This is a genomic window from Campylobacter concisus (genome assembly GCF_003048875.2).
Lineage (GTDB): Bacteria > Campylobacterota > Campylobacteria > Campylobacterales > Campylobacteraceae > Campylobacter_A > Campylobacter_A concisus_AU.
Genome location: NZ_CP049264.1, coordinates 829,127 through 851,954, shown reverse-complemented (window position 1 = coordinate 851,954; position 22,828 = coordinate 829,127). Strand labels below are relative to the sequence as shown.

21 protein-coding genes are annotated in these 22,828 nt (G+C 39.0%); 6 read left to right on the top strand and 15 right to left on the bottom strand.

Annotated elements, in window-relative coordinates; genetic code table 11:
- Position 1 precedes the first annotated feature (1 nt).
- Together CVT07_RS04305 and CVT07_RS04300 are read right to left on the bottom strand one after the other, a co-directional pair.
- Entirely contained in the window at positions 2–1,375 is a 1,374-nt protein-coding gene (locus tag CVT07_RS04305) for a prephenate dehydrogenase (RefSeq protein ID WP_107936787.1), read from the bottom strand.
- Positions 1,372–2,118 carry a hypothetical protein gene (locus tag CVT07_RS04300; RefSeq protein WP_103620358.1) on the bottom strand — a complete coding sequence of 249 codons (747 nt, stop codon included), beginning with the start codon at positions 2,116–2,118 and terminating at the stop codon, positions 1,372–1,374. Before CVT07_RS04300 ends, CVT07_RS04305 begins: the two co-directional genes overlap by 4 nt.
- Positions 2,119–2,269: 151 nt before the next feature.
- On the opposite strand from CVT07_RS04300, the gene rpmB reads away from it, so the two are divergent.
- The 3 genes from rpmB (at position 2,270) to CVT07_RS04285 (ending at position 3,938) form a co-directional block, all read left to right on the top strand.
- The gene (rpmB, locus tag CVT07_RS04295; protein ID WP_002942221.1) at positions 2,270–2,461 is read left to right on the top strand and encodes a 50S ribosomal protein L28; all 192 of its coding nucleotides are present in this window, start codon (positions 2,270–2,272) and stop codon (positions 2,459–2,461) included.
- Positions 2,462–2,483: 22 nt separating this feature from the next.
- Positions 2,484–3,614 carry a potassium channel family protein gene (locus tag CVT07_RS04290; RefSeq protein ID WP_012001697.1) on the top strand — a complete coding sequence of 377 codons (1,131 nt, stop codon included), beginning with the start codon at positions 2,484–2,486 and terminating at the stop codon, positions 3,612–3,614.
- Between the two features lie 117 nt (positions 3,615–3,731).
- Complete coding sequence (locus CVT07_RS04285) at positions 3,732–3,938, top strand: DUF465 domain-containing protein (RefSeq protein WP_107936789.1); 207 nt, start codon at positions 3,732–3,734, stop codon at positions 3,936–3,938.
- 105 nt (positions 3,939–4,043) lie between these two features.
- Here the strand turns inward: CVT07_RS04285 and htpG are convergent, their stop codons facing one another.
- Positions 4,044–5,900: a molecular chaperone HtpG gene (gene htpG, locus CVT07_RS04280; RefSeq protein WP_107936791.1), complete on the bottom strand. Its 1,857-nt coding sequence runs from the start codon at positions 5,898–5,900 to the stop codon at positions 4,044–4,046.
- Positions 5,901–6,603: 703 nt separating this feature from the next.
- On the opposite strand from htpG, the gene CVT07_RS04275 reads away from it, so the two are divergent.
- The gene (locus tag CVT07_RS04275) at positions 6,604–6,774 is read left to right on the top strand and encodes a hypothetical protein (RefSeq protein ID WP_230855748.1); all 171 of its coding nucleotides are present in this window, start codon (positions 6,604–6,606) and stop codon (positions 6,772–6,774) included.
- Positions 6,775–6,810: 36 nt separating this feature from the next.
- Here CVT07_RS04275 and CVT07_RS04270 read toward each other — a convergent pair whose 3' ends face one another.
- From CVT07_RS04270 to CVT07_RS04220, 11 genes are all read right to left on the bottom strand, one after another.
- Entirely contained in the window at positions 6,811–7,380 is a 570-nt protein-coding gene (locus CVT07_RS04270) for a nitrogen fixation protein NifR (protein ID WP_107936793.1), read from the bottom strand.
- A complete protein-coding gene (gene mog, locus CVT07_RS04265) occupies positions 7,381–7,920 on the bottom strand; it encodes a molybdopterin adenylyltransferase (RefSeq protein WP_009293784.1) in 540 nt (179 codons plus the stop codon).
- Between the two features lie 13 nt (positions 7,921–7,933).
- A complete protein-coding gene (locus CVT07_RS04260; RefSeq protein ID WP_107936813.1) occupies positions 7,934–9,586 on the bottom strand; it encodes an ATP-dependent metallopeptidase FtsH/Yme1/Tma family protein in 1,653 nt (550 codons plus the stop codon).
- Entirely contained in the window at positions 9,573–10,811 is a 1,239-nt protein-coding gene (mtaB, locus tag CVT07_RS04255) for a tRNA (N(6)-L-threonylcarbamoyladenosine(37)-C(2))-methylthiotransferase MtaB (RefSeq protein WP_107936795.1), read from the bottom strand. Before mtaB ends, CVT07_RS04260 begins: the two co-directional genes overlap by 14 nt.
- A complete protein-coding gene (locus tag CVT07_RS04250) occupies positions 10,811–12,400 on the bottom strand; it encodes a mechanosensitive ion channel domain-containing protein (protein WP_107936797.1) in 1,590 nt (529 codons plus the stop codon). The genes mtaB and CVT07_RS04250 overlap by 1 nt, the downstream gene beginning before the upstream one ends.
- Positions 12,397–13,434, bottom strand: a complete 1,038-nt coding sequence (aroB, locus tag CVT07_RS04245; RefSeq protein WP_107936799.1) for a 3-dehydroquinate synthase — start codon at positions 13,432–13,434, stop codon at positions 12,397–12,399. The genes CVT07_RS04250 and aroB overlap by 4 nt, the downstream gene beginning before the upstream one ends.
- Before the next feature lie 3 nt (positions 13,435–13,437).
- The gene (locus CVT07_RS04240) at positions 13,438–14,856 is read right to left on the bottom strand and encodes a COG3400 family protein (RefSeq protein WP_103641618.1); all 1,419 of its coding nucleotides are present in this window, start codon (positions 14,854–14,856) and stop codon (positions 13,438–13,440) included.
- A 103-nt stretch (positions 14,857–14,959) separates the two neighbouring features.
- Complete coding sequence (locus CVT07_RS04235; RefSeq protein ID WP_002940902.1) at positions 14,960–15,520, bottom strand: ABC-type transport auxiliary lipoprotein family protein; 561 nt, start codon at positions 15,518–15,520, stop codon at positions 14,960–14,962.
- Positions 15,517–16,449, bottom strand: coding sequence for an MlaD family protein (locus tag CVT07_RS04230; protein WP_002940905.1), 933 nt, complete (start codon positions 16,447–16,449; stop codon positions 15,517–15,519). The genes CVT07_RS04235 and CVT07_RS04230 overlap by 4 nt, the downstream gene beginning before the upstream one ends.
- Positions 16,450–17,190: an ABC transporter ATP-binding protein gene (locus CVT07_RS04225; RefSeq protein ID WP_021089143.1), complete on the bottom strand. Its 741-nt coding sequence runs from the start codon at positions 17,188–17,190 to the stop codon at positions 16,450–16,452.
- A complete protein-coding gene (locus CVT07_RS04220) occupies positions 17,187–18,293 on the bottom strand; it encodes an MlaE family ABC transporter permease (protein ID WP_021086221.1) in 1,107 nt (368 codons plus the stop codon). Before CVT07_RS04220 ends, CVT07_RS04225 begins: the two co-directional genes overlap by 4 nt.
- A gap of 79 nt (positions 18,294–18,372) precedes the next feature.
- Between CVT07_RS04220 and tgt the strand changes: the two genes are divergently transcribed.
- Complete coding sequence (gene tgt, locus CVT07_RS04215; protein WP_103613023.1) at positions 18,373–19,503, top strand: tRNA guanosine(34) transglycosylase Tgt; 1,131 nt, start codon at positions 18,373–18,375, stop codon at positions 19,501–19,503.
- On the top strand, positions 19,493–20,191 hold the full coding sequence (locus CVT07_RS04210) for a CorA family divalent cation transporter (RefSeq protein ID WP_107936801.1): 699 nt from the start codon (positions 19,493–19,495) through the stop codon (positions 20,189–20,191). The genes tgt and CVT07_RS04210 overlap by 11 nt, the downstream gene beginning before the upstream one ends.
- 50 nt (positions 20,192–20,241) lie before the next feature.
- Here the strand turns inward: CVT07_RS04210 and CVT07_RS04205 are convergent, their stop codons facing one another.
- Positions 20,242–22,815: an ATP-dependent Clp protease ATP-binding subunit gene (locus CVT07_RS04205; RefSeq protein ID WP_087583177.1), complete on the bottom strand. Its 2,574-nt coding sequence runs from the start codon at positions 22,813–22,815 to the stop codon at positions 20,242–20,244.
- Positions 22,816–22,828: the final 13 nt, after the last annotated feature.

Below are 22,828 nucleotides of genomic sequence, written 5' to 3'. Positions count from 1 at the left end.
CTTATTTACTTATAAAAATCACGCCAGTTTGGCTCTCTTTTGCATTTAATGTGGCAAAAATTCCACTGCTTGCTCTGTCGAAAAACATCTCATTTTCGAAAAATTTAAAGTTGCTAAGTTTTACCTTTAAATTTCTCTCGATGAAAATGTCTAAAATTTTGCTTGCAATGATACTAAAAATTTGAGAAAATCCGCTTAAACAGCCACACTCCAGATCGCCATTATCTGAAAAAATAGAGCAAATTTTACCAAGCTTGTCCTTTTTAACACCAAGCAAAATTCTCATCTGTACGTCGCCATAAAAGAGCACGCAAGCCCGCAAATAGTCATTTTCGCCCTCTACATTAAAGTTGCTGATCTTCGCATCAAGGCATAAAATTTCACTCTCTATCAAAGGCGAGAGCACGTCTGTGACACTTGAGATCACAAGTGGCAAAAACTCAACCAAGTTTTTATTCATCTTTGTGGGCTCAACGTCGATAAGGCGCTTTTTAAAATAAAGCGTCGAGTCATCTTTGAAAAAGTCATCCATCTTTTTATATAAAAGTATCTTTGCCGCTTTTAAATTTGACGCAAGTGTCTCTGAGATGTTGCCCTCATTTAAGCCACAAATTGCCACTATAGCGCCACTTTTTTGGCTCAGCTCAGATAGCTTTATCAAAAAGCTAGCACCTATGGTATTTAAAGCGCCAACCGAATCAGACCAAAAAACAAAAAATTTAAAGCCTACCTTTTGCAACCTTTCGTGAAATTTATAGTCAAATTTCTGCACAAAAGAGCTATCTATAAGACCTGCTGCCTTGTAAATGACAACGTCGCCTCTTACAAAGGTGCTAAACTCTTTTTTGCCTAAAACGATGTGATTTAGGGTGCTAATGGTGTATTTGTAAGCTTGTTTGGCGGCGTTAAATTCTTCTACGCTTTTTACAAATTTACACTTGTAACACTTTTGCTCCAAAAGCGAGTTGATGTAGTCTTTATACTGCTCGTTTTTGTTATAAATCACGATGGCTTCGCTGCTATCTGCTAAAGTATCATTTAAAAATAGCGTCGCAACTTTTTCATTTTCAAAGAGTGAAAATCTCAAAATATTTTTTGAAGTCTTTGCGACAAGCTCGTAAAAAGTATCATCATAGTCGCAGACTGCAAACTCAGCACCTATCTGCTTAGCGATACTTGAGAGGTGCTCGCATGTGCTATTTAGCCAAAGTGGGCTAAAAAATGTGACATTTTTTAATGAAAGCAAAATGGCGCTTATCTGCCTTGCGCAAATTTGCTCTACTTCGGCCTTTTTGATGCTTGAAGGGGTGATATTAACCTCTAAAAATCCAAATGGCCTAACAATGGCTAAAGAGCCCTCAAAAGTTACTTTCATTTTCTAAGAGCCTTTTTTAAATTTATAACCATATCAGCCGAAGCATGGACGCTAACATCGGTGATCCTATCTATGCCAAAGTCAAAAAATTTAGCAGTGCTTGCCTCATAAGAGAGCAAAATTTTAAAGTATTTTAAAACTAAAACCTCTTCTCTATTGAGCCTGTCGCTATCCCATCCTGCAAGCTTTAAAAGTACTCCAAATAGCGAAATATCAAACCTTCGCTGCAAGATCCTATCAAAGCTCATATCAGAAAAGCCAACGATATGTTTAAGCGAGTGTGGATACTTCAAAAAGATAAGCTCGCAAAATATAAGCAAAATTAGCGCGTAGGCAGCTAGAAACAAATTTTTTTGATTTTTTAGCCCAAGATAGTTTAGAAGTTTGCTCCAGTCAGATAGAAATTTGGCATTAAACTCCATCATCGAGTGTAAATTTACACCAAAATTTTTATATCTTTTTGGAGATTTGATAAAAACAAAATAAGAGCAAATTATCATTTTTAGGTTGTCTATGCCTAGCGGATAAGCCATCGCATAGATATCTCTAGTGTGGTTTTGAACGCCAAAATCGCCTAAATTTACTATCGTAGCAAAGTACGCTTTAAAAGTCTCACTACCCCTAAAAAGCTCCATAGCAGCAGTGATGTCGCCCTCATCCAAGTGCTTTTGGCACTCATAAAAAGCATCGGGCATTTTATAGATAAAATTTGAAATTTCATCTATTTGATTTTTAGTTAGCATTTTTGTTTTACCGATTTTTTATTTTGGGGCTATTTTAGCCTTAATTAAATAAAAAATCAACAAAACTTATAAATATAAATCTTCATTTTAAGCAATACTTTGGTTTTGTTTAGATAAAATCAGCAGAAATTTTTGTTTATAAGGAAAAAAAATGTCAAAAAGATGTGCGATAACTGGCAAAGGACCAATGGTAGGCAACAACGTGAGCCACGCCAACAATAAAACTAAAAGAAGATTTTTACCAAATCTTAGAACTATCCGTGTTACTCTAGAAGACGGCACAACAAGAAGAATAAAAGTTGCTGCTTCTACTCTAAGAACTATGAAAAAGCAGTCAAACTAAGAGATAAAATGAAGAGGAATTTATGTCTTTTCTCTCAAGACTTTTAAAATTCCTCAACTGGTCAAACTCTGCAAAACCAGAAATAAGCCTAGATACTGAGCTTTACGAACAACTAAAACCTTTTAGATTTCCACTAATTTCAGTGGTACTACTGTTACTTTTTGGAACACTAGGTTATATCTTTATAGATAACTTCTCTCTCATAGATGCCTTTTACCAAGCAGGTATGACCTTCACGACGGTCGGTTTTACCGAAGTTGCGCCCATAACTCCAAAGGGGCGAATTTTTACTATAACATTTATCCTTGTTGGCTTCATCATTTTTACGCTATCGATCGGTATCGTTGTAGAAGTTCTAAAAAGAGGCACATTAATTAGCATTTTAAAGGAAAGGCGCATGCTTTACAAGATCGCAAGACTAAAAAATCACTTCGTTATTTGTTATCACAACCTCTACACGATCGAGCTTAGCGCTCAGTTTCGTGAAAATCACATACCATTTGTAGTGGTTGATGATAGAGAAGATATCGCAGAAATAGCTCAAATTTACAAGTATCCATACTTCATAAAAGCTCAGCCTCACACTCAAATCGCCTTTTTAAAAACCCATCTATCAAGCGCAAAAGGACTAATCACTCTTAGCCCAAATATTGCTGATAATATCGCACTTATCGCATCTGTTAGACTTTATGAAAAAGAGATAGGCCGCAAAAAACCTTACCATATCATCACAAACTCCGACAGTGAAGATGACACACAAAGGCTTAAAAAACTTGGTGCTGATAACGTAGTCAGCCCATCTCGCCTAGTCGCACAGCGTCTAAGTGCCATGAGCGTAAGACCTGATATGGAAAATTTACTCGAGCAATTTTTATACACAAAAAGCTCGCCTATCGACATAGAAGAAATTCTTGTGCCTGACTACTCTTGGATCAGGTTTAAAAGACTAAAAGAGACGCACCTAAGAAATATCACAAATGCTGACGTGGTAGGCATTAGAGACATAAATAACAAATTTATCCCGATGCCAAATGGTGACACTCTAATTGGCACAGGCACAAAGCTTTTAGTCATCGGCACAGTTGATGGCATACGACTAACCAAACGCCTAGTAAAGAGCAAGCATAAGCCAGAAGAGCTAAAATACGTTTAGTTTTTGCATTTTGTGATAAATTTGGCTTAAACACTAAGCTTTTATAGATCTAAATTTAGATAGCCAAACATTTACAAAGCCTTGTTAAAATTTATAAATTTTTTACAGGAGCTACGTATGTTACACGAATACACTGATCTCATAAATGAGTTGAAAAAAGCTGATGTTCATTTTGCCGCACTTTGCAAAAAGCATGACGAGCTAAATGAAAAGATAGATAGCAAAGCAGCGCAAGCCTCTGAGCTTGATGCCTTGAAAAAAGAAAAATTAAAACTAAAAGATGAAATTTACGCTCAAATTTTAAAATACAAAGAGCAAAAATAAGAAAAAGCCAAACTAACAATGGAGCCAAATTTAATTTAGCTCGTATTTTAGGCTTTTACTAGACTACAAATTTAAAAAGCCCAAATTTCTTTGGGCTTACAAATTTTATATAGCTTTTATCATCACTTTTGTTAGAAGCTCTGAAAATTTAGCTGGATTTTCTAGGCTCATGCCCTCATTTAGCCTTGCCATATCAAGAAGCAAAGGCGCTATGTCATAAACCATCGCCTCATTTTTCTCAAGTTTTGCAAAAATTTCATGATCAGCATTTATCTCCAAGATCGGCTTAACTTTTGGAGCATTTGCGCCTTGTCCCATCTGTTTTAGCATCTCTTGCATAGCGTAATCAGGGTCGTTTTTATCATATATTAGCACCGCAGCCGAGCTTGAGAGCCTTGAGCTTAGTCTAACATCTTTTACCTCGTCTTTTAAGATCTCTTTCATCTTAACAAGCGTGTTTGCAACCTTGCTCTCATCGACCTTCTCATCGTTTTTGATCTCGTCGTTTATATCAGCGTGTGAGACTGATTTTAGAGGTATTTTGTCAAATTCATTTACCATTGGCATGACGATCGTGTCGATCTCTTCATCCATTATTAACACTTCGATGTCGTTTTTCTTAAAGCTCTCAAGAAGCGGCGAATTTCTTAGCATATTTTCGTTGTTGCCGCTGATGTAGTAGATCGACTTTTGATCCTCTTTCATCGCCTCTTTGTACTCTTTTAGGCTGATAAGTCCGTCTCTTTTTGAACTTTTAAATAGGCAAAGATCCAAAATTTGCTCTTTTTCAGCGTTAAAACCGTAAAGTCCCTCTTTTAAAACCTTGCCAAATAGTTTGTAAAATTTTATGTATTTTTCGCGGTCATTATCTTTTACTTTTGCAAGTTCGCTTAAAATTTTCTTCACGCTCTGCTCTTTAACGGTTCGCATGATCGCATTTTCTTGTAAAATTTCGCGGCTAACGTTTAGCGGCAGATCCTCAACGTCGATCACACCTTTGATAAATCTTAAATATGGCGGCAAAAGCTCTTTTGCATCATCAGTTATAAAAACCCTCTTCACATAGAGCTTCACGCCACTTTGATAATCAACCCTAAAGAGATCAAACGGCTCAGTGCTTGGCACATAAAATAGTGTCGAGTACTCGATCTTACCCTCAGCCTTTGTGTGGATATAAAGTAGCGGATCGCTGCTGTCGTGTGAAATTTGCTTATAAAAGTCGTTGTAGTCTTGATCTTTTAAGCTGGCTTTATTTAGCCTCCAAAGTGCATTTGCCTTGTTTATCTGCTCGTTTTTAGTCTCATAAGTGCCCTCTTTTTCGCCTTCTTTTGGTGCGACATAGCTCTCTTTATCCATAAATATAGGATAAGGGATGTGGTTTGAGTATTTTTTGACTATCTCTTCGATGCGCCAAGAATTTGCAAATTCATCGTCGTTTAAATGCAGGATAATATCCGTACCAAAGCCATCTTTTTTAGCATCTTCGATCTCGTAGCTTTTTGCATCAGATGTCCATTTATAGGCCTTCTCACTTAGTGCTCGTTTGCTTATGACTTCGATCTTGCTTGCCACCATAAATGCTGAGTAAAAGCCCACGCCAAACTGGCCGATCAGCGAGCTATCTTTTTTGGCATCGCCACTTAAGCTTTGCATAAAGCCTTTTGTGCCACTTCTTGCTATCGTGCCTAAATTTGCGATGAGCTCGTCTTTATCCATGCCGATACCGTTGTCGCTGATAGTTAAAGTTTTAGCTTTTTCATCTACTTTGATGTCGATCCTTGGAGTGTAGCTTAAGCTTTTATACTTTTCATCGGTCAAGCATAGGTAGTTTAGCTTGTCAAGCGCGTCGTTTGAGTTTGATATGAGCTCTCTTAAAAATATCTCTTTGTTTGAGTAAAGAGAGTGGATCATCAAATTTAAAAGGTCATTGACCTCGGTTTGAAATTCAAATTTATCTGCCATTTTCTTTTCCTTGTTTTAAAATTTTTGGCAGATTATAGCACAAAGTGATAAAAATATACTTAACCTTGATAGCATTACTATCAAGTTTTTTAACAAATTTTTAGGCATATATGGTAATTTATAAATAAAATAAAAATGTATATTTAATTTTTATTATTTAAAATGCTATTTTGTATAGTATTTATTTAAAATAATGCAAATTTAGCTATAAATCTTTTACAAAATGTTGCTAGTCTGTCTTTCAAAATAAGAAACAAATACCAATATAAATAGATAACAAAAATCAAAAACCAATAAATTTAAACGCTTGGCTTGAAGTTTTAAACGTTTTATCTATCTTTTAACGCTGCATGAGGTGGCAAATTTGAGTTTGAAAACTAAAAAAGTTCTGTGATGTTTGACTTGAAAGGCATGCAAATAATAGCCGCTTTAAAAAATTTAATTTACCAATAATCACTATGCAAGCAATCTTTGATACCATGCTTTGCAAATTTTCGCCACTCTGACTTAATAACATAAACGCTGTGTATTTCATCAAATTTAGCAACAGTAAAAAACCTAAAAACTAGTCAAAAAAGATACATACGAAAGCAAACATCAAAATAGCAGCTAAAAAGCATCAAATTTAAAGAGGTAGCAGTGGATAAAATAAAAATTTGCCACCTCTTGCAAGGCTGATTTAGAGCCAAAAGGGCTAAATTTTATAAGCGAGCTAAAAAGTTTAGACAAAGAAATTTACGCACTTGGCGGACTAGACAGCGGGAACTACAAAGAAACCATAAAAGCTGGCGCAAACGGAGTTTGTTTTATGAGTTTAGCAATGAACGGCGATATAGAGCTTATAAAAAAGATAGTAGAGAGCAAAAACGGCTAAATTTAGCATAAATTACATAAAATAATACGTAAAATTTTACTCATTTTTGCTAGCGATATATGTTTTTATATCAAATATAAGTAGCGTAACAAGCGATGGCAGCATATAGGAGTTTAGCACTAAAAGCAGCGACTTTGTCAAATTTGACTTTATTAAAGTCTCTATGTCAAAGCTGCTGTTGTAGTTAAAAAAATATAGCAAGGCAAACTCGCTAACAAGAACTATGCGAGTGATCTTTAGCAAGATGTCATTTCCCAGTCTTGCAAATTTATCAACGACCATAAGCGACAAAGTGATCCAGCCAAGCAACCAAACTGCGCAGGATAAAGCATAAACAGTAATGCTTTCATCAAATTTTTCAAGTAGTAAAAATACCAAAGGTTGCAAAAATACAAGGCTAGCGATAAACCAAAGAAATGAGCTAAAGGCTAGCAGGCAAACACAGCCAAAGATAGAAATGGCAGAGATAAAGCCAAAAACCTCTAACCCAAGATAGTAGGCCAGCGCATAGGATAAAAAAGAAAAAACAAGCCAAATTTTAATAACAAGTCGCCACCTATTTGCAAAGGCAGCGGCTTTTAAATTTAGGCTATCTGTCAAACCCATTTACGAGATTTTCTTTTGTTTTGGGCGGAAAACTTTCATCACGTTTTCATCAGTCTCGATAAATGCACCCTCTATAAGATCAATGCAGTATGGCACCGCTGGAAATACCGGTTCCAAGCACTCTTTTATTGCCTTTGGCTGTCCTGGTAAATTTATGATTAGCGCATGGCCTCTTATGCCTGCTGTTTGGCGTGATAGGATCGCTGTTGGGACGTATTTTAAGCTTGCAGCTCTCATTAGCTCGCCAAAGCCTGGCATCATCTTCTCGCAAACTGCTTCAGTAGCCTCTGGAGTGACGTCTCTTACTGCTGGTCCAGTGCCACCAGTCGTTAGCACAAGGTCGCATCCTAGCACGTCTATCATGTGCACGAGCCTCTCTTTTATGAGATCAAGCTCATCTGGGATCACCTCGTAAAAATACTCTCTTTCGCTTACTATCCAGCCATCAAGCACCTCTTTGATCGCTGGGCCTGATTTGTCCTCGTATGTGCCCTCACTTGCGCGATCGGACATAGTTAGAATTCCTATTTTTGCTTTCATTTTTTCTCCTTTATTAGTAGTTTTCGTTTAAAATTTTAGCAAGCGTCTCTTTATCTACGCTCTCATAAGCAAGCAGATATGAGCTTATCCTTGCGATCTGCTCATTTGTGCCCTTTAAAAAGGACATTATCTCATCTTTTGCTTGTTTTAAAATTTCTTCCACATCGTTTGGATTTGGCACGAAAGAATTTCCCATGCCATACTCATAAACCATCTTTGAGGCGATCTCTTTTGCTAAATTTAGATCGTTGCTTGAGTTTGAAAAGATGTCGTTCTCATCTATCTCGAGCTTGCACATGCCAGCGATTAAAACCTTTATGCGTGAGAGCATCTGCGACTTTGACTCGATCTCTTGCTCAGTCGCCATAAAGCGGTCTTCAATGAGCGAAATTTTTTCAAATTTCACATCAAACCAGTAAGCACTTAGCGCCTTTGCACCTTGATAGATGGCTTGAATTTTCTTCTCGCTCTCGCTGTAACTTAGCACCTTTTTCTTGCCGAGCAAGACCTTGTTTAAAACAGCCTCAAAGTCCCTCATCCTAAGCACGCTTTCGCCGTTTCTTAGGGCATTTATCGCTGCTTCATTTACAAGCGTGCTAAGTGCCGCACCAGAAAAGCCAACGCTCATTCTAGCGATATCCTCGGCTGACACTTCGCAGTTTTTATCTCTTAGATATGTGTTTAGGATCGCCACCCTGTCGTTATAATCAGGCATTGATAAAAATATACGCCTATCAAAGCGCCCTGATCTAAGTAGCGCCTCGTCGATCATCTCGATCCTGTTTGTTGCAGCTATGACGATGACGCCGGAGTTGTCCTCAAAGCCATCCATCTCGGTTAGTAGCTGATTTAGCGTGGCTTCTCGCTCGTCGTTTCTAGTGCCACCCCTGCTCTTGCCAACGGCGTCTATCTCGTCGATAAAGATGATTGATGGTGCGTAAGACTTTGCCCTACTAAAGAGCTCTCTAACTCTTTTAGCTCCCATACCGACGTAAATTTGCACGAAGCTTGCACCATTTTGGTAAAAAAACGGCACATTTGCCTCGCCAGCGACTGCCTTTGCCACAAGAGTCTTGCCAACGCCTGGAGGGCCGATCATCAGCACACCTTTTGGCATTTTGATACCAAAATTTCTATATTTTTGCGGATTTTTAAGAAAATCAACTATCTCGCTAAGCTCGCTTTTGACCTCGCTAATGCCCGCCACATCACTAAATCTCACGTTTGAGATGACTGGCATCGCATTTTGATTCAGCACGCTTTCTATCTCAAAAGCGCCGTCTTTTTTGCTTAAAAGGCTCTCCTCTTTTTTCTTGATAGCCCTAAAAATATATGAATACCAAAGCACAAGGCAAACAAAGATGATGCTTCCCCAGACCATGCCTGGCGTGATATACTGCACGCTTCGCTCGACTGGGACCTTTTTGATGAGCTCTTTTATATCTATACCCTCTTTTATGATGGCAAAGCGGTTGTTTTGCGCATAGAGGATGACCTCGTCTTCGTCGATGACAGCTTTATCGATGAAATTTCCATCCATTAGTTGCATATATTGCGAGTAGGTGATGTTTCGTGGCTCTTTGCTCACAGCAAAAAGTAGCGCTATTATTAGAGCCATAGCGGCTATTATCAGGATATTTTTCTTGTTAAATTTAAATTTTTGCATAATTGGCATCTGGCTTAATTTCATATTCGCTTACCTCCAACCACTCTTTTGTTATGTCTTTTTGACTAGAAATTTTAGCTTTGTTGTAAAACTGATCAAAGCCCTCGTAAAAGTCGCCATTTTTTTGCTCGACTAAAATTTTTAAAGCCCCGTTATGTTTTTTTCTAAAATTTTCATTGTTTTTAAAAGCAATGCCTTGTAAAACTTTCAGCCTTGCCTTTGCCACGTCGCCGCTTACGTCGCTCTTTAGCGTCGCTGAGTGCGTATCACGCCTAGGCGAATAGACAAAAGCGTGCAGATGTGTGATAGGAAATTTCTTGAAATTTTCCACCGCTTCTGCCCAAATTTCCTCACTTTCCCCTGGATGACCCACGATATAGTCAGTCCCCAAAGCAAAGCCAAGTGAGCTTAGTTCATTAAAAAGCTCTAAGTCACTAAATGCGTTGTTTCGCCTGCGCATGATCTTTAGCATCGCCTCGCTCGTGTGCTGAAGTGCGATGTGAAGATGACGCTCCAGCCACTCCTCTTTTAAAATTTCCCTAAAGCTCTCATCTATCTGGCTTGGCTCGATACTACCAAGTCTTATGCGTCTGATGCCTGAAATTTTACCTAAATTTGCTAGCAGTTTGCCAAGAGAGCTATTTGTATCCTTGCCGTAACTGCCTATATTTGTGCCAGTTAGTACGAGCTCATTATAGCCATTTTGAGCTAAAATTCTAGCTTCTTTTAAGATCATCGCCTCGTCCATGCTCCTAGCTCTACCGCGCACTGATGGGATGATGCAGTAGCTACAGTTAAAGTTGCAGCCCTCTTGAATTTTTATAAATGCCTTTGTGTGATTTTCGTAGTTTGTGACGATGTTTTTATCGACTGAGTTTAAATTTCCAAGCTCAAAAAATGGCTTTTCTTGTTTTAAAAGCTCGTTTAGATCACTCTTTTTGCTAGCTCCCAGCACTCCGTAAATTCCGCTTGCAAACAGCTCCTTGCCCTTGCTAACTGCGCCACATCCTGTTAGTATGACCTTTGCGCCTCGCCTTTTTACGCCGTTTATATAGTTTCTAACGCCACTATCAGCCGAGTTTGTCACGGTGCATGAGTTTATCACGACGATATCAGCGACCTCTTCGTCGTTTGTGATCTCGTAGTCTTTGATGTAGCTCTTTAAAAGCTCGGTATCATAGATGTTTGTGCGGCATCCAAATGTCTTAAAAAATATCTTTTGCATTAGATATTTTCGCCCTCTTGCTCAGCGTGAGCTACATGATCGCTTGGCGTTTCTTTCTTGCCTATAAACATAGTTTGCGTTGGGTAAGCTATCTTTATATCATCGTGAGCCAAAAATGCCTCTATGATCTCAGCACTTATTGTGCTTCTTAGAGCAAGCGTGGCGTATGAGTTGGACATATACCAGCATGAGATATTTATGCCATATGGCTCAAAAAATGTATAAATTCTTGGCTCTACATTTGGATTTTTGATGCTGTACTGGCTTCTTAGCTTGTTCATCTGACGTTTTGCGATGTCAGTGTAGCCTTTTGAATATTTTTTTACTATATTTTTTGCTAGATAGGCGGCCTTTTTGTGATTACTATCAAAGCTTATCACGACATCTATGCCGTCCCAAACGGTCTTCATGCCGTAGTGCGAGTAGTTTGCGATGAGGTCTGTAAAGATGTAGTTATTTGGCACAAAGATGATCCTACCTGCACGGCGGTTTGTCTTATAAGTTGAGTAGCTAACGTCTTCAAAGACGGTTAGGCGAAGCAGCGAAATATCTATCACATCGCCCACAAATTCGCTACCGTCATGATAGACCCTGACGCGGTCGCCCACGTGGATCGTGCCACCAAACATGATAACCATCCAGCCAAGCATACTCATAAACATATCCTTCATCGCGATGGCGATACCAGCTGAGGCAAAACCTAGCACGGTTACTAGATATGTGACGTTTTCGATGTATGAAAAGAGCAGGATTATGATGATAACGGTGATGTTTAGCACGTTTAGAAATTTATTGACCGTGTAAAATCTCTCGTTATCCGTGATCGTTCTTTTAACGATAAATTTAGCGATAAATGTTAGTCCGATCGTTAAAAGGATGACGATGGCTGTGTAGCCCATGCTTAAAAACTGAGCCTTGATGTCAGAGGTCGTCATATTTACCGCTTCATCTGCCCTTTTTTCATAGACGCTATAAGTGGTATCAGCGATCTGTTTTGCCGCTTTGAAGTCGCCTATCTCTTGTTTTGCAAGGTTTAGACTTGCTCTATTTTGCTCGCTGTCATCTATCAAATTTAGCCTATTTAACAAATTCTCTTTTGCTTCAAGCTTCTCAAGCAAGGAGTCAAGCTCTTTGATGTGCCTTTGGTACTCGATCTTGTCGCTTCTTATCTTTTTGATATATGAAAAGCCAGACACCAGCGCCACTGGGCTATTTATCCTAGGTGGTGTCTCCATTTCTGGGGCTGCTAGCATATTTGAAAATGGCGTTTTCTCATACTCTTTTAGCAAATTTATCTGCTCTTTTAGAGTTTGACTTCTCTTAATGAGATCGCCACCTCTTTTTGAGCCTTTATCAAGCTTTTTAAGCTCATTTTCATTTTGCTCTAACTCATCAAGAAGCTTTTGATAGGTGTTGTAGTTGGCGTATCTTGTGATCCAGATGTTGTTTTTTAGGGAGTTGTCTAGGTTTGAAATTTCTTTTATAAGCTCGCTATTTTGTAAATTTTGTGAGACATTTTGCTCAAGTGTAGCGTTTTCTTCAGCGTAAAGCGCAAAGCAAAAAACTAAAAAAACTATGATCTTTTTCATTTAAATTCTCTCAAAGTTTCTAAAACGTCCTCTTTTTTGACGTCATTTTTGATGAACGCACTACCGATTTTATCTGCGATGATGAAATTTATCTTATCACCTTTTGTCTTTTTATCCATAAAAAACGCCTCGTAAAATGCATATTCATTTTCTATTTTATAGCTTACAGGTAGATCAAATTTCACTAATACCTGCTTGATCTCCTCTGCCTGCGCCTCGCTCATGAGACCCAGTCTAACGCTTAGGCGATTTGCCATATTCATACCTATCGCCACCGCTTCGCCGTGCAAAAATTCTTTGTAGTTTGTCTCGTTTTCGATGACGTGAGCGAATGTATGACCGTAGTTTAGGATGGCTCTTAGCCCTTTTTCTTTTTCATCTTGCTCGACCACCCTAGCCTTTAAATTTATCGACTTCTCAACTAGCTTAGCCAAGTTTTCATCATCTAAATTTACGCTCTTTAGCCAGTCAAACATCTCTTTATCAAAGGTTATCGCCATCTTTAAAGCCTCTGCCACACCAGCTGCAAATTCTCTCTTTGGCAATGTTTTTAAGAAATTTATCTCGCAAAAAACTGCCTTTGGCTGATAAAATGAGCCTATTAAGTTTTTACCAAATTTGTTATTTACCCCAGTTTTTCCGCCCACACTAGCATCAACCTGCGCCAAAAGCGTGGTTGGGATATTAATAAAGCTTATCCCTCTTTCATATATGCTTGCCGCAAAGCCAGTCATATCGCTGATGACGCCACCGCCAAGAGCTATGAGCGTAGATGAGCGGTCAAATTTACTAACAAAAAGCTGCTCTAAAATTTGCTCTATCGTCTCAAGATTTTTATACTCCTCGCCGTCTGGTATGCTTATGATAAATTTCTCATCGCACTTTAAAACGCTAAGTAGCTTTTCAAGGTGAAGCCCAGCCACTTTGGCATTTGTGACGATGCCAACCTTGCCCTTTAGTTCTAATCTCTCAAGCTCGTTTATATAAATTTTATAGCTTGACGCCTTTTCCTTAAGGTTTAAATTTATCTGCATTTTCTACTCACTTACTGGCACAAAAAGCTGTGCGTTTTGGCTTAGTTTTTTATAAAGTCTATTTAAATTTGTCGATAAAAAGGCAAAAGCGCTGCCATTTGCCACGTTTTTAGTAAACATCACAAAATGAAGCAGATCATTTGTGCCTTTTAGCTTTACAAGCGGGTTTTTGAGGCTGTGATTTTCTATCTTTATGCGCTTTGAAAAGAGCGTGCTAATGCTCTCAAAGTGCTCTTTTAGTGCCTCATCGTCGCTATGCTTGTTATCAAAATAGTAAAATCTCATCTCCAAATCAAGCTGCGCGCAGCAGTCTGTAATGACAGCTGATTGATTTTCTACCTCTTGGCTTTGATCGCCCAGTATCACGCCCTCTTTTATATTTGAGAGCAAAATTTTACCTGTTTTTAGCACTGGAATTTTAAGCTCATAAAATAGCTTTTGAAATTTAAAAAAGTATCTATCGTCGCTTATGATTAGTCCGATATCGTGTTTTAAAACGTCATCTTTTATCGATTTATTGTCGCTATTAAAATAATCCATCAAAACAAGGATATTTTTCTCTTTTATCGCCTTTAGCGTCTCTAAATTTTCGCCTAAAGTCGGATTTATCACTCTAAAAATAAGGCGTTTGTTATTTAGCTTTGAATGCACATATAAGCTATCTTTTATGAGCTTGCTAACGCGCTCTTTGCTCATTGATCTCATATCGATTAGCGTGTAGATGTTGCTGCCAAATGGACTTGGAAACTGCCCACTTTCGCGTTTTATCGAGCGATAAACGTTTTGAAGCACGTTTGGATCGCCAACGATTAGCAAGATATCGCTTGGCTGGATCATTGTATTTGGCTTTGGCAAGATGATCTCAGCGCCCCTGTAAATAAGCGCTATCCGCCATCTTTTTTGAGCGATCGAGCTTACATGACGATACATATATGAGCTACCAATAGGCACCTTAACCTCCATGATCTCGCCCTCGCTAAAGCCGATATTATCAGCATACACAGGCATATCTGGCAGATAGTCCATGAGCCTTGAAGCTGCGATATCTCTTATATCAACCACGCTTAGGTGCTTATCGCTTGCAAAAGTCTCCTTGCACTTTTCGTCTAGCTCCCACGAGTTCATAAAAATGGTCTCAGTCTTTGTGCTGATCTGTCTTAAATTTTCATAAACTGCAACCGCTTCATTTTTGTTCTCACTTACGATACAAAACTGGCTAAAATAGCCATCACTTATGCTCTTTAGCTTTGAAAGGCTCGTTGGGTCAAACTGATAAAATGTGAAATTTTCGTAATTTGCCTTTTGGCTGTGATCTTCGTTTGAAACAACGATGTAGTGGTGTAAATTTGACTTTGCTCCAAGAAGTCTATCTAAAAAATTTCTTGCAAAAGCTCCACCAGCGATTATTAAAATTTTCTTCATTAATTCTCCGTATTTTAAAGCCGCATTATAACAAAAGGTCTTTAAAATAAGCTATTTTTGGCTGTAAATTTAAGCTTTCACAGCCAAAAAATTTAAGAAAATTTTAGTAGATTATTTCAGAGATCAAAGTATCGATAGCTGAATTTGCAGCCTTGTTTATCGTCTCAAAAATGGTGCTTGAGCTTGGATCTGGGCAGAAAATTTCTTTTGTTATCATGCCTGATTTTAGCGAGGTATTTGCGTTAAATAGCTCATACGCTAGCGAAACTTCGGCCTTATCGCCTCTTATTTGAAGTGAGATGATGCTAACTTTTAGCCTAAGATCTTTTGCATTTGGCGAAAATATCGGCTTTGCAGCGCAGTTTGAGTAAAGCCCTTTTACAAGCGACTTATAGATCATCTCGCTTGGTTCAGAGACAAATTTAGCGTCTGTCAAATATCTTATCTTGTTGTTTTCAGCGACGATTAAAATTTTTCTGGTATCGACCATATCAAGGGCGCTTACGTTTTCTATGAAGACATTTTTTAGCTCTTTTTGCTTGTTTTCAGCTGAGCACTCTTTGTTTGAGTAGTGAATTTCATACATAGTTGCCATTGGCACGTCAGTCTTTAGCGAGCAGCCAAAAAATAAAAATGCAGCCGCTAGAAAGATTAAATTTCTCATTTTTTATCTCCTTTGTCATTTGGCACTGGATTTGTGAAGAAAAACTCGTAAGGATTGTCCTCAAGCCTTTGAAGCGCACCTCTAAACTCACGTAGCGTCTTGTCAAATCCATTTAAAAACTCGCTAGCTTCTCTAAGAAGCGGAGAGACCGTGTTTCTAAGGTCATACTCGCCGTTTTTTACCTTTTGAGTGATGATATCTTGAAGCGAGCTATATCCAGTGACAGCCGAATTTGCTGATTTGAAAACTGAATTTGCACTTGCGATTAGCGTGTTTAAATTTTTAGCAAGCTCTTTTGTGTCGGTTTTATTTAGGCTATCAGTGAAATTTTTTACATTTTTAACGATGCTATCAACCTCGCTTAAGCCATTTTCATCGGTTAAAACCTGAGTAAATTTATCGATATTTCTTAGGATTGATTCGATATGAGAGATATTTTCAGCCGAGAAAAAGCCATCAACTTTATCAAGGGTTTGATTTATCTTTAAAGTGATGTTCTCAGCGTTGTTTCCAAGCTTTGAAAGAAGGCTCTCTTCAAGCTTTAAAATAGGCTTATCGCCTGGTTTAAAATCCTTCGTGCCTCGGCTTATATTTATACTAGCCACACCGCTAATAGCCTGAACTTCGATGCTAGCCACACTATCAGCCTTGATAGGCAGGTCCTCTCTTATCTTCATCGTGATGTTTATAAGAGCGTTTTTGTCATCGACAAAATTTATATCGCTAACGCTTCCAGCTGGCACGCCGATAAATTTAACCGTAGAATCAACCTTCAGTCCGCTTGGCAGCTCGCTTGTGTGGATGTAATACTCTTTAAAATCAACCTTTGTGTTATTTTTGCTAGTCATCCACCAGATAAATATGGCAAATGCTGTAAGGCAGGCTATGAAAAACATGCCAACAATGGTATAAGAATTTCTATTTTCCATCTACTTTTTCCTCATTTTAAATAGCTCTTCAAGCGGGTTGTTTTCAAGATGCTCAAGCTCTTTTATATCTCCCTCAAAGGCTATCTTTTTGTTATCTATTATCAAAAATCTATCCAAAATATCAAAAATACTATCCGCATCATGCGTCACCATGACGACAGTTACGCCGATGCTATCACGAAGCTCTTTTATGAGCGCGTCCATCTGCCGCGAGCTAACTGGATCAAGACCGCTATTTGGCTCGTCCAAAAATAGCACTCTTGGACTTAGCACCAAGGCTCTTGCAAGCGCGGCTCTTTTTTTCATACCGCCACTTAGCTCGCTTGGATAGAGCATTGAAACCTCTTTTTTAAGCCCCACCTTTTGTATCCAAAACATCGCTATCTCATCGATCTGGCGCTTGTTAAATTTAGAGTATTCATGAAGCAAAACGCCCACGTTATCAAGGATAGTCATCGAGCTATAAAGCGCTCCAAACTGAAACATCGTCCCACTTTTTAGCTTTATCTCTTGCTGCTCTGCTTGACTACTTTTCCACATATTGACGCCATCAAAAAATATATCGCCCTTACTTGGCTTTTTTAGATATATCATCGTCTTCATAAGCGTCGTTTTACCAGCGCCACTGCCGCCTAAAAAGCCGTAAATTTCAGCCTCTTTGACGCTCCAGCTCACATTATCGTGCATTATCTTATCGCCATAACTTGTCGTTATGTTTTTTCCAACTATTATCTCGTTCATATCTTTAGCCACATAAAAATTATCGCGAAAAATGCATCAAGCGCAATGACCCAAAATATCGCATTTACAACGCTAACTGTTGTCATCGCTCCAAGGCTTTGGGCGTTTTGACTAACGCCAAATCCCCTCATGCAGCCAATGATCGCTATCACCGCGCCAAAAAACGGAGCCTTTATCATACCAACAGCAAAGTGCCTAAGCTCGACCATCTCGCGAAATCTATTAAGATAGTCGCTAAAGCTGATATCAAGAATAGTTTGGCAAATGATCATCTGCCCTAAAATGCTTATGCTATCAGCTATAAAGATGATGACAGGCACGCAAAGCACCATGGCGATGATGCGAGGCAAGACCAAGAAGTTAAATGGCTCAAAGCCCATCGTCTTCATCGCGTCTATCTCCTCAGTTAGCTTCATAGCGCCAATTTGCGCGGTAAAGCTAGAGGCCGACCTGCCTGCCACGACGATAGCAGCGATTAGTGGGGCCACCTCTCTAAGCGTTAGCATACCCATGATCTCAACTATAAATATACTTGCCCCAAAGCTTGCAAGCATCGCACTGCCAAGATAAGCAAGCACGACGCCTATCAAAAAAGCGGTGAGCGATACGATGAAAACAGCATTTACGCCACCATCTTTTATGTAGTTGCTAAATTCTCTAAATCTTAAATTTGCAGGATTAAATAAAATCCTCACACTCTTTATCAAAAACTCGCCCAAAAACGAGCCAAACTCAAGCAAATTTACAAATCCCTCGCAAATTTTCTCACCAAGGCGCGAGAAAAAATTTAGGCTATTGTGCGGTGGCATATAGTTAAAGTCGATCTTCTCGTCATTTAAAAGATCACTCATCGCCTTTATCTTCTCATCATTTGTGATGATCTCAAATTTCTTGCCATTTAGCGTGTTTTTTAAAAGGATCAAAACAGCGTAATCAATGCTCTTTAGCTCGCTAAAGTCAAATTTAACATTGCCTTTAAGCTTTTGGATTTTTTTAAAAATGCTTTGTAAATTTTTTGCGTCTTTGTAGCTAAACTCACCTGCAAATTTTATGGTCGCAGTGCCGTTTGCTTCGGTAAAAACGATATCATTTCTCTTTTGCAAAAAGTTCCTTTGCCTTAAAATTTCTGGATTATATTATAAATTTTGTTAAAATAAAAAATCAAAAATTTTAAGGACTTAGATGAAATTTGAAGTTATAAAAAAAGATGGCAACGCAAGGCGCGGCGTCCTAACAACCGCTCACAGCGTGATACAAACGCCAGTTTTCATGCCAGTTGGCACGGTTGGCGCAGTTAAAAGCTTAGATGCCTTTGATATGAGTGAAATTTTAGACGCAAAGATAATTTTAGCAAACACCTACCACATGTATCTGCGCCCTGGCAGCAAGGTCGTGCGTGAGTTTGGCGGACTTCATGGATTTTCTAAATTTGATCGCTCATTTTTGACTGATAGCGGCGGATTTCAGGCATTTTCGCTTAGGTCAAACACCAAAAACGACGATGGCGGGATAAAATTTAAAAGCCACATCGACGGCAGCACGCACTACTTCACGCCAAGATCCGTCCTTGACACACAGTATGACCTAGGCAGCGACATCATGATGATACTTGATGATCTGGTCGCCTTGCCTGCTGAGCCAAAAAGGATAGATCTAAGCATAAAACGAACGATAAAATGGGCAAAAGAGGCGATTGATTATCACAAATTTATGCAAAGCAAGGGCGTTGGCTTAGAGCAAAATATCTTTGGTATCGTTCAAGGTGGCACCGACTATGAGGCACGTAAATTTTGCGCTGAAGCCTTAAATCAGATGCCATTTGACGGCCTTGCCATAGGAGGTCTAAGCGTTGGCGAGAGCAACGAGGCGATGTATGACACCGTTGAGGCGGTTATGCCATTTATGGATGAGCTAAGGCCTCGCTATCTAATGGGCGTTGGCACACCAGAAGATTTGGTCGAAAACGTCGAGCGAGGGGTTGATATGTTTGACTGCGTTATGCCAACAAGAAACGCAAGAAACGGCACGCTTTTTACTAGCTTTGGCAAGATAAATATAAAATCAGCCCGCTTCATAAACGACCACTCACCGATCGACAAAGAGTGCCAGTGCTACACCTGCAAGCGCTACTCCAGAGGCTATCTAAACCACCTTTTTAAGGCTAGAGAGCTCACATTTTTTAGACTAGCAAGCCTTCACAACCTGCACTACTATCTAAATTTAATGAAAGAGATGAGAGAGGCGATAGAGGCTGGCGAATTTGCCAAATTTAAGCGAAATTTCTACGCAAAAAGGAGCGCAGATGAGCTATAAAAACGTGGTTTGTGGATATTTTTATGGAGAAGAGTTTGACTACATCACGCTCATCTCGCCATCGCAAAAGCAAGTTTTTAAATTTTTATTTAAGGACGGCAAAATTTATAAAGAAGACTTTGATCATGAGTGTGATAAAGATATGTTTGAAGCTGCTCTTAAGGGACTTTGCAATGAATTTGCAAATAAAATTTTAGAGCACCAAGACGAGCTAAATGAGTATGAGAAAATTTATGCTAGCCAGAAAAATTTTGAGAAATTTATAAAAAGGCACCACTTTTTAAAGTATGAGATCAGAAAATTTCAAAATAGCATTTCACACTTTTACGAAGCTCTTGCGATCTGCCAAAGTGAGCAGCAAGGGCTAAAAAAAGAGCTTAAAAACAGCATCCACGAAGCAAGTGTCTTTAAAACCATAGCCAACGAATACGCCTATAGAGTTGAGGATATCTATACATTTATACAAAGCGCTAAAAACGACAAGATAAATAAAAACATCTACCTCTTAACGCTCATTTCGGCTCTATTTTTGCCGTTAAATTTCATCACTGGCTTTTTTGGCATGAATACAAACGGCATGTTTTTAAGCTCATTTAAAGACGGTACATTGATAGTTTTTGCCTTTGTAGCGATGCTTTGCGTGCTATTTTTTATATTTTATTACAGATCAAATAAGGATATTAGTTAAATTTATAGTAGGCTTGGCAAGTTCGTCCAACCTGCCAAGTAAATTTGAAGTTATTTTTTCTTAATGATGATCTTCTCGCCGTTACTATCAATGGTGATCTCATCGCCACTTTCAAGCTCATCTTTCAAGATCATATCAGCGATCTTATCTTCAACTAGCTCATAAAGTGCTCTTCTAAGAGGTCTTGCTCCATAGACTATGTCAAAGCCAGCTTTTGCGATAAATTTCTTAGCTTCTTCGCTTAAAACTGCCTTGATACCGCGGTTGTGAAGAGTTTTTTCAAGCTCTTTAAACATGATCTCAACGATAGATATTAAGCCTTGCTCGTTTAGAGGATTAAAGATGATAGTATCATCAAGCCTATTTAAAAACTCAGGTTTAAAGTAGTTTTTAAGCTCGTTTTTAACAGCCACGTCACGGTCTTCGCCCTTTAGCTCCATTATGAAATTTGAAGCGATGTTTGAGGTTAAAATGATGATCGTGTTTTTAAAATCAACCGTTACGCCCTTATTATCAGTCGCGCGTCCGTCATCAAGTATGCCAAGAAGTATGTTAAATACATCCTTGTGAGCCTTTTCAACCTCGTCAAAAAGTATGACTGAGTAAGGTCTTCTGCGAACCGCCTCTGTTAGCTGACCGCCCTCATCGTAGCCTACATATCCTGGAGGCGCACCAAGAAGCCTGCTCACGCTATGTTTTTCCATATATTCGCTCATATCAAAGCGGATAAGTGCCTTCTCATCGTCAAATAAGAACTTAGCCAAAGCCTTAGCTGACTGAGTTTTACCAACGCCTGTTGGTCCAAGAAATAAAAATGAACCAATCGGCCTTTGACCCTCATTTAGACCAGCTTTGTTTCTCTTAACAGCACGTGCAAGTGCGTGTAGTGCGTCATCTTGACCGACAACGCTCTCTCTTAGATGCTCTTCGATGCGCAGATATTTCTCTTTTTCGCTTGTTAGCATCTTTTTAACTGAAATTCCAGTCCATTTGCTCAAAATTTCAGCTACAAGCTCTTCATCGACTTGATTTTTAAGAAGCACGCCCTCTTTTTTCATGTGCTCCCATTTTTCTTCAAGCTCGTGTTTGTGCTTTTTAGCGTCTGCTATTTTGCCGTATTCTATCTCGGCAGCTTTTTGAAGATCGCCATTTCTTTTTGCTATCTCAGCTTGTGATTTTAAGCTATCGATCTCTTTTGTTGCTTTTGAAATTCCGCCAAAAACAGCCTTTTCGTTTTCAAATTTAGTATCAAGCGCTAGCTTTTTCTCATTTAGGTCAGCTATCTCTTTTTCGATCTCGCCAAGTCTCTCTTTGTTTTTATCCGCATCCTCCATCTTTAGCGCTTCTTTTTCTACTTGAAGCGTTACGATCTCGCGTTTTATCTTTGAAAGCTCGTATGGCTCGCTCTCTATTTGCATCTTAAGCTCAGCTGCAGCCTCATCTATAAGGTCTATCGCCTTATCTGGCAAGAAGCGATTTGCGATGTAGCGGTCACTTAGCCTTGCTGCGGCAACTAGCGCGCTATCTGTTATCGTGATGCCGTGGTGAACTTCTAGGCGCTCTTTTATACCACGTAAAATTTGAAGCGCCTCATTTACGCTTGGCTCTTTGACGTCTATCGGCTGAAAACGTCTTTGAAGTGCTGCATCTTTTTCAAAGTATTTTCTATACTCTTTTAATGTTGTCGCACCAACAGCGTGAAGCTCACCACGCGCAAGAGCTGGTTTTAGGATATTTGCTGCATCCATTCCGCCCTCGCTCGCGCCAGCTCCAACTATGGTGTGAATTTCATCTATAAAAAGTATGATATTGCCAGCTTTTTTAACCTCGTCAATGACAGCTTTTAGCCTATCTTCAAACTCGCCTCTATACTTTGCACCAGCTACAACTGCACTCATATCAAGCGCGATGACACGCTTGTTTGCAAGGCTTGTTGGCACATCGCGAGCAACTATCTTTTGAGCTAACCCCTCAACGATAGCTGTTTTACCAACACCTGGCTCACCAAGCAAGATAGGGTTATTTTTGCTCTTTCTTATTAAAATTTGCATCATCCTAGTGATCTCTTCATCACGGCCGATGACTGGATCAAGCTCTTTATTTAGCGCTTTTTGCGTTAGGTCGATACCAAATTTCTCTAAGCTATCAAGGGTATCATCGCCAGTTTGGCTATCTATCTTTTTACCGCCTCTTATGCTTTCAAGGTTCTTTTTGATCTCTAAAATATCGCAAAATTTGCTTAAAATTTGTTTGATCTCACTAAGCTCAAGAGCCGAGATGATCCATGTATCAACAGCTATGTAGCTATCGCCCATACTTACCATTAAAGCTTTTGCATTTTCAAGCGAATTTATAAGCTCTCTTGAAACTGAAACGTTATCTTTTGTGACGTTTGAGCTGCTTGGGAGTGACGAGATCTTACTTTTTATCTCAAGCTCGACTGCGTCTTTGCTTATGTTCATCTTATTAAATACTTGATTTAAAATAGAATTACTATCAGCGAGCAAAGCCCAAAAGACGTGAAGTGGCACAACTTGTGGATTTTTAGAAAAGATCGCTAAGCTAACGCCTTTTTCAAGTGTCTCTTGCATCTGCGCTGTTAAATTTTCTGTTATGTCAGCCATTAAAGCTCCTTAA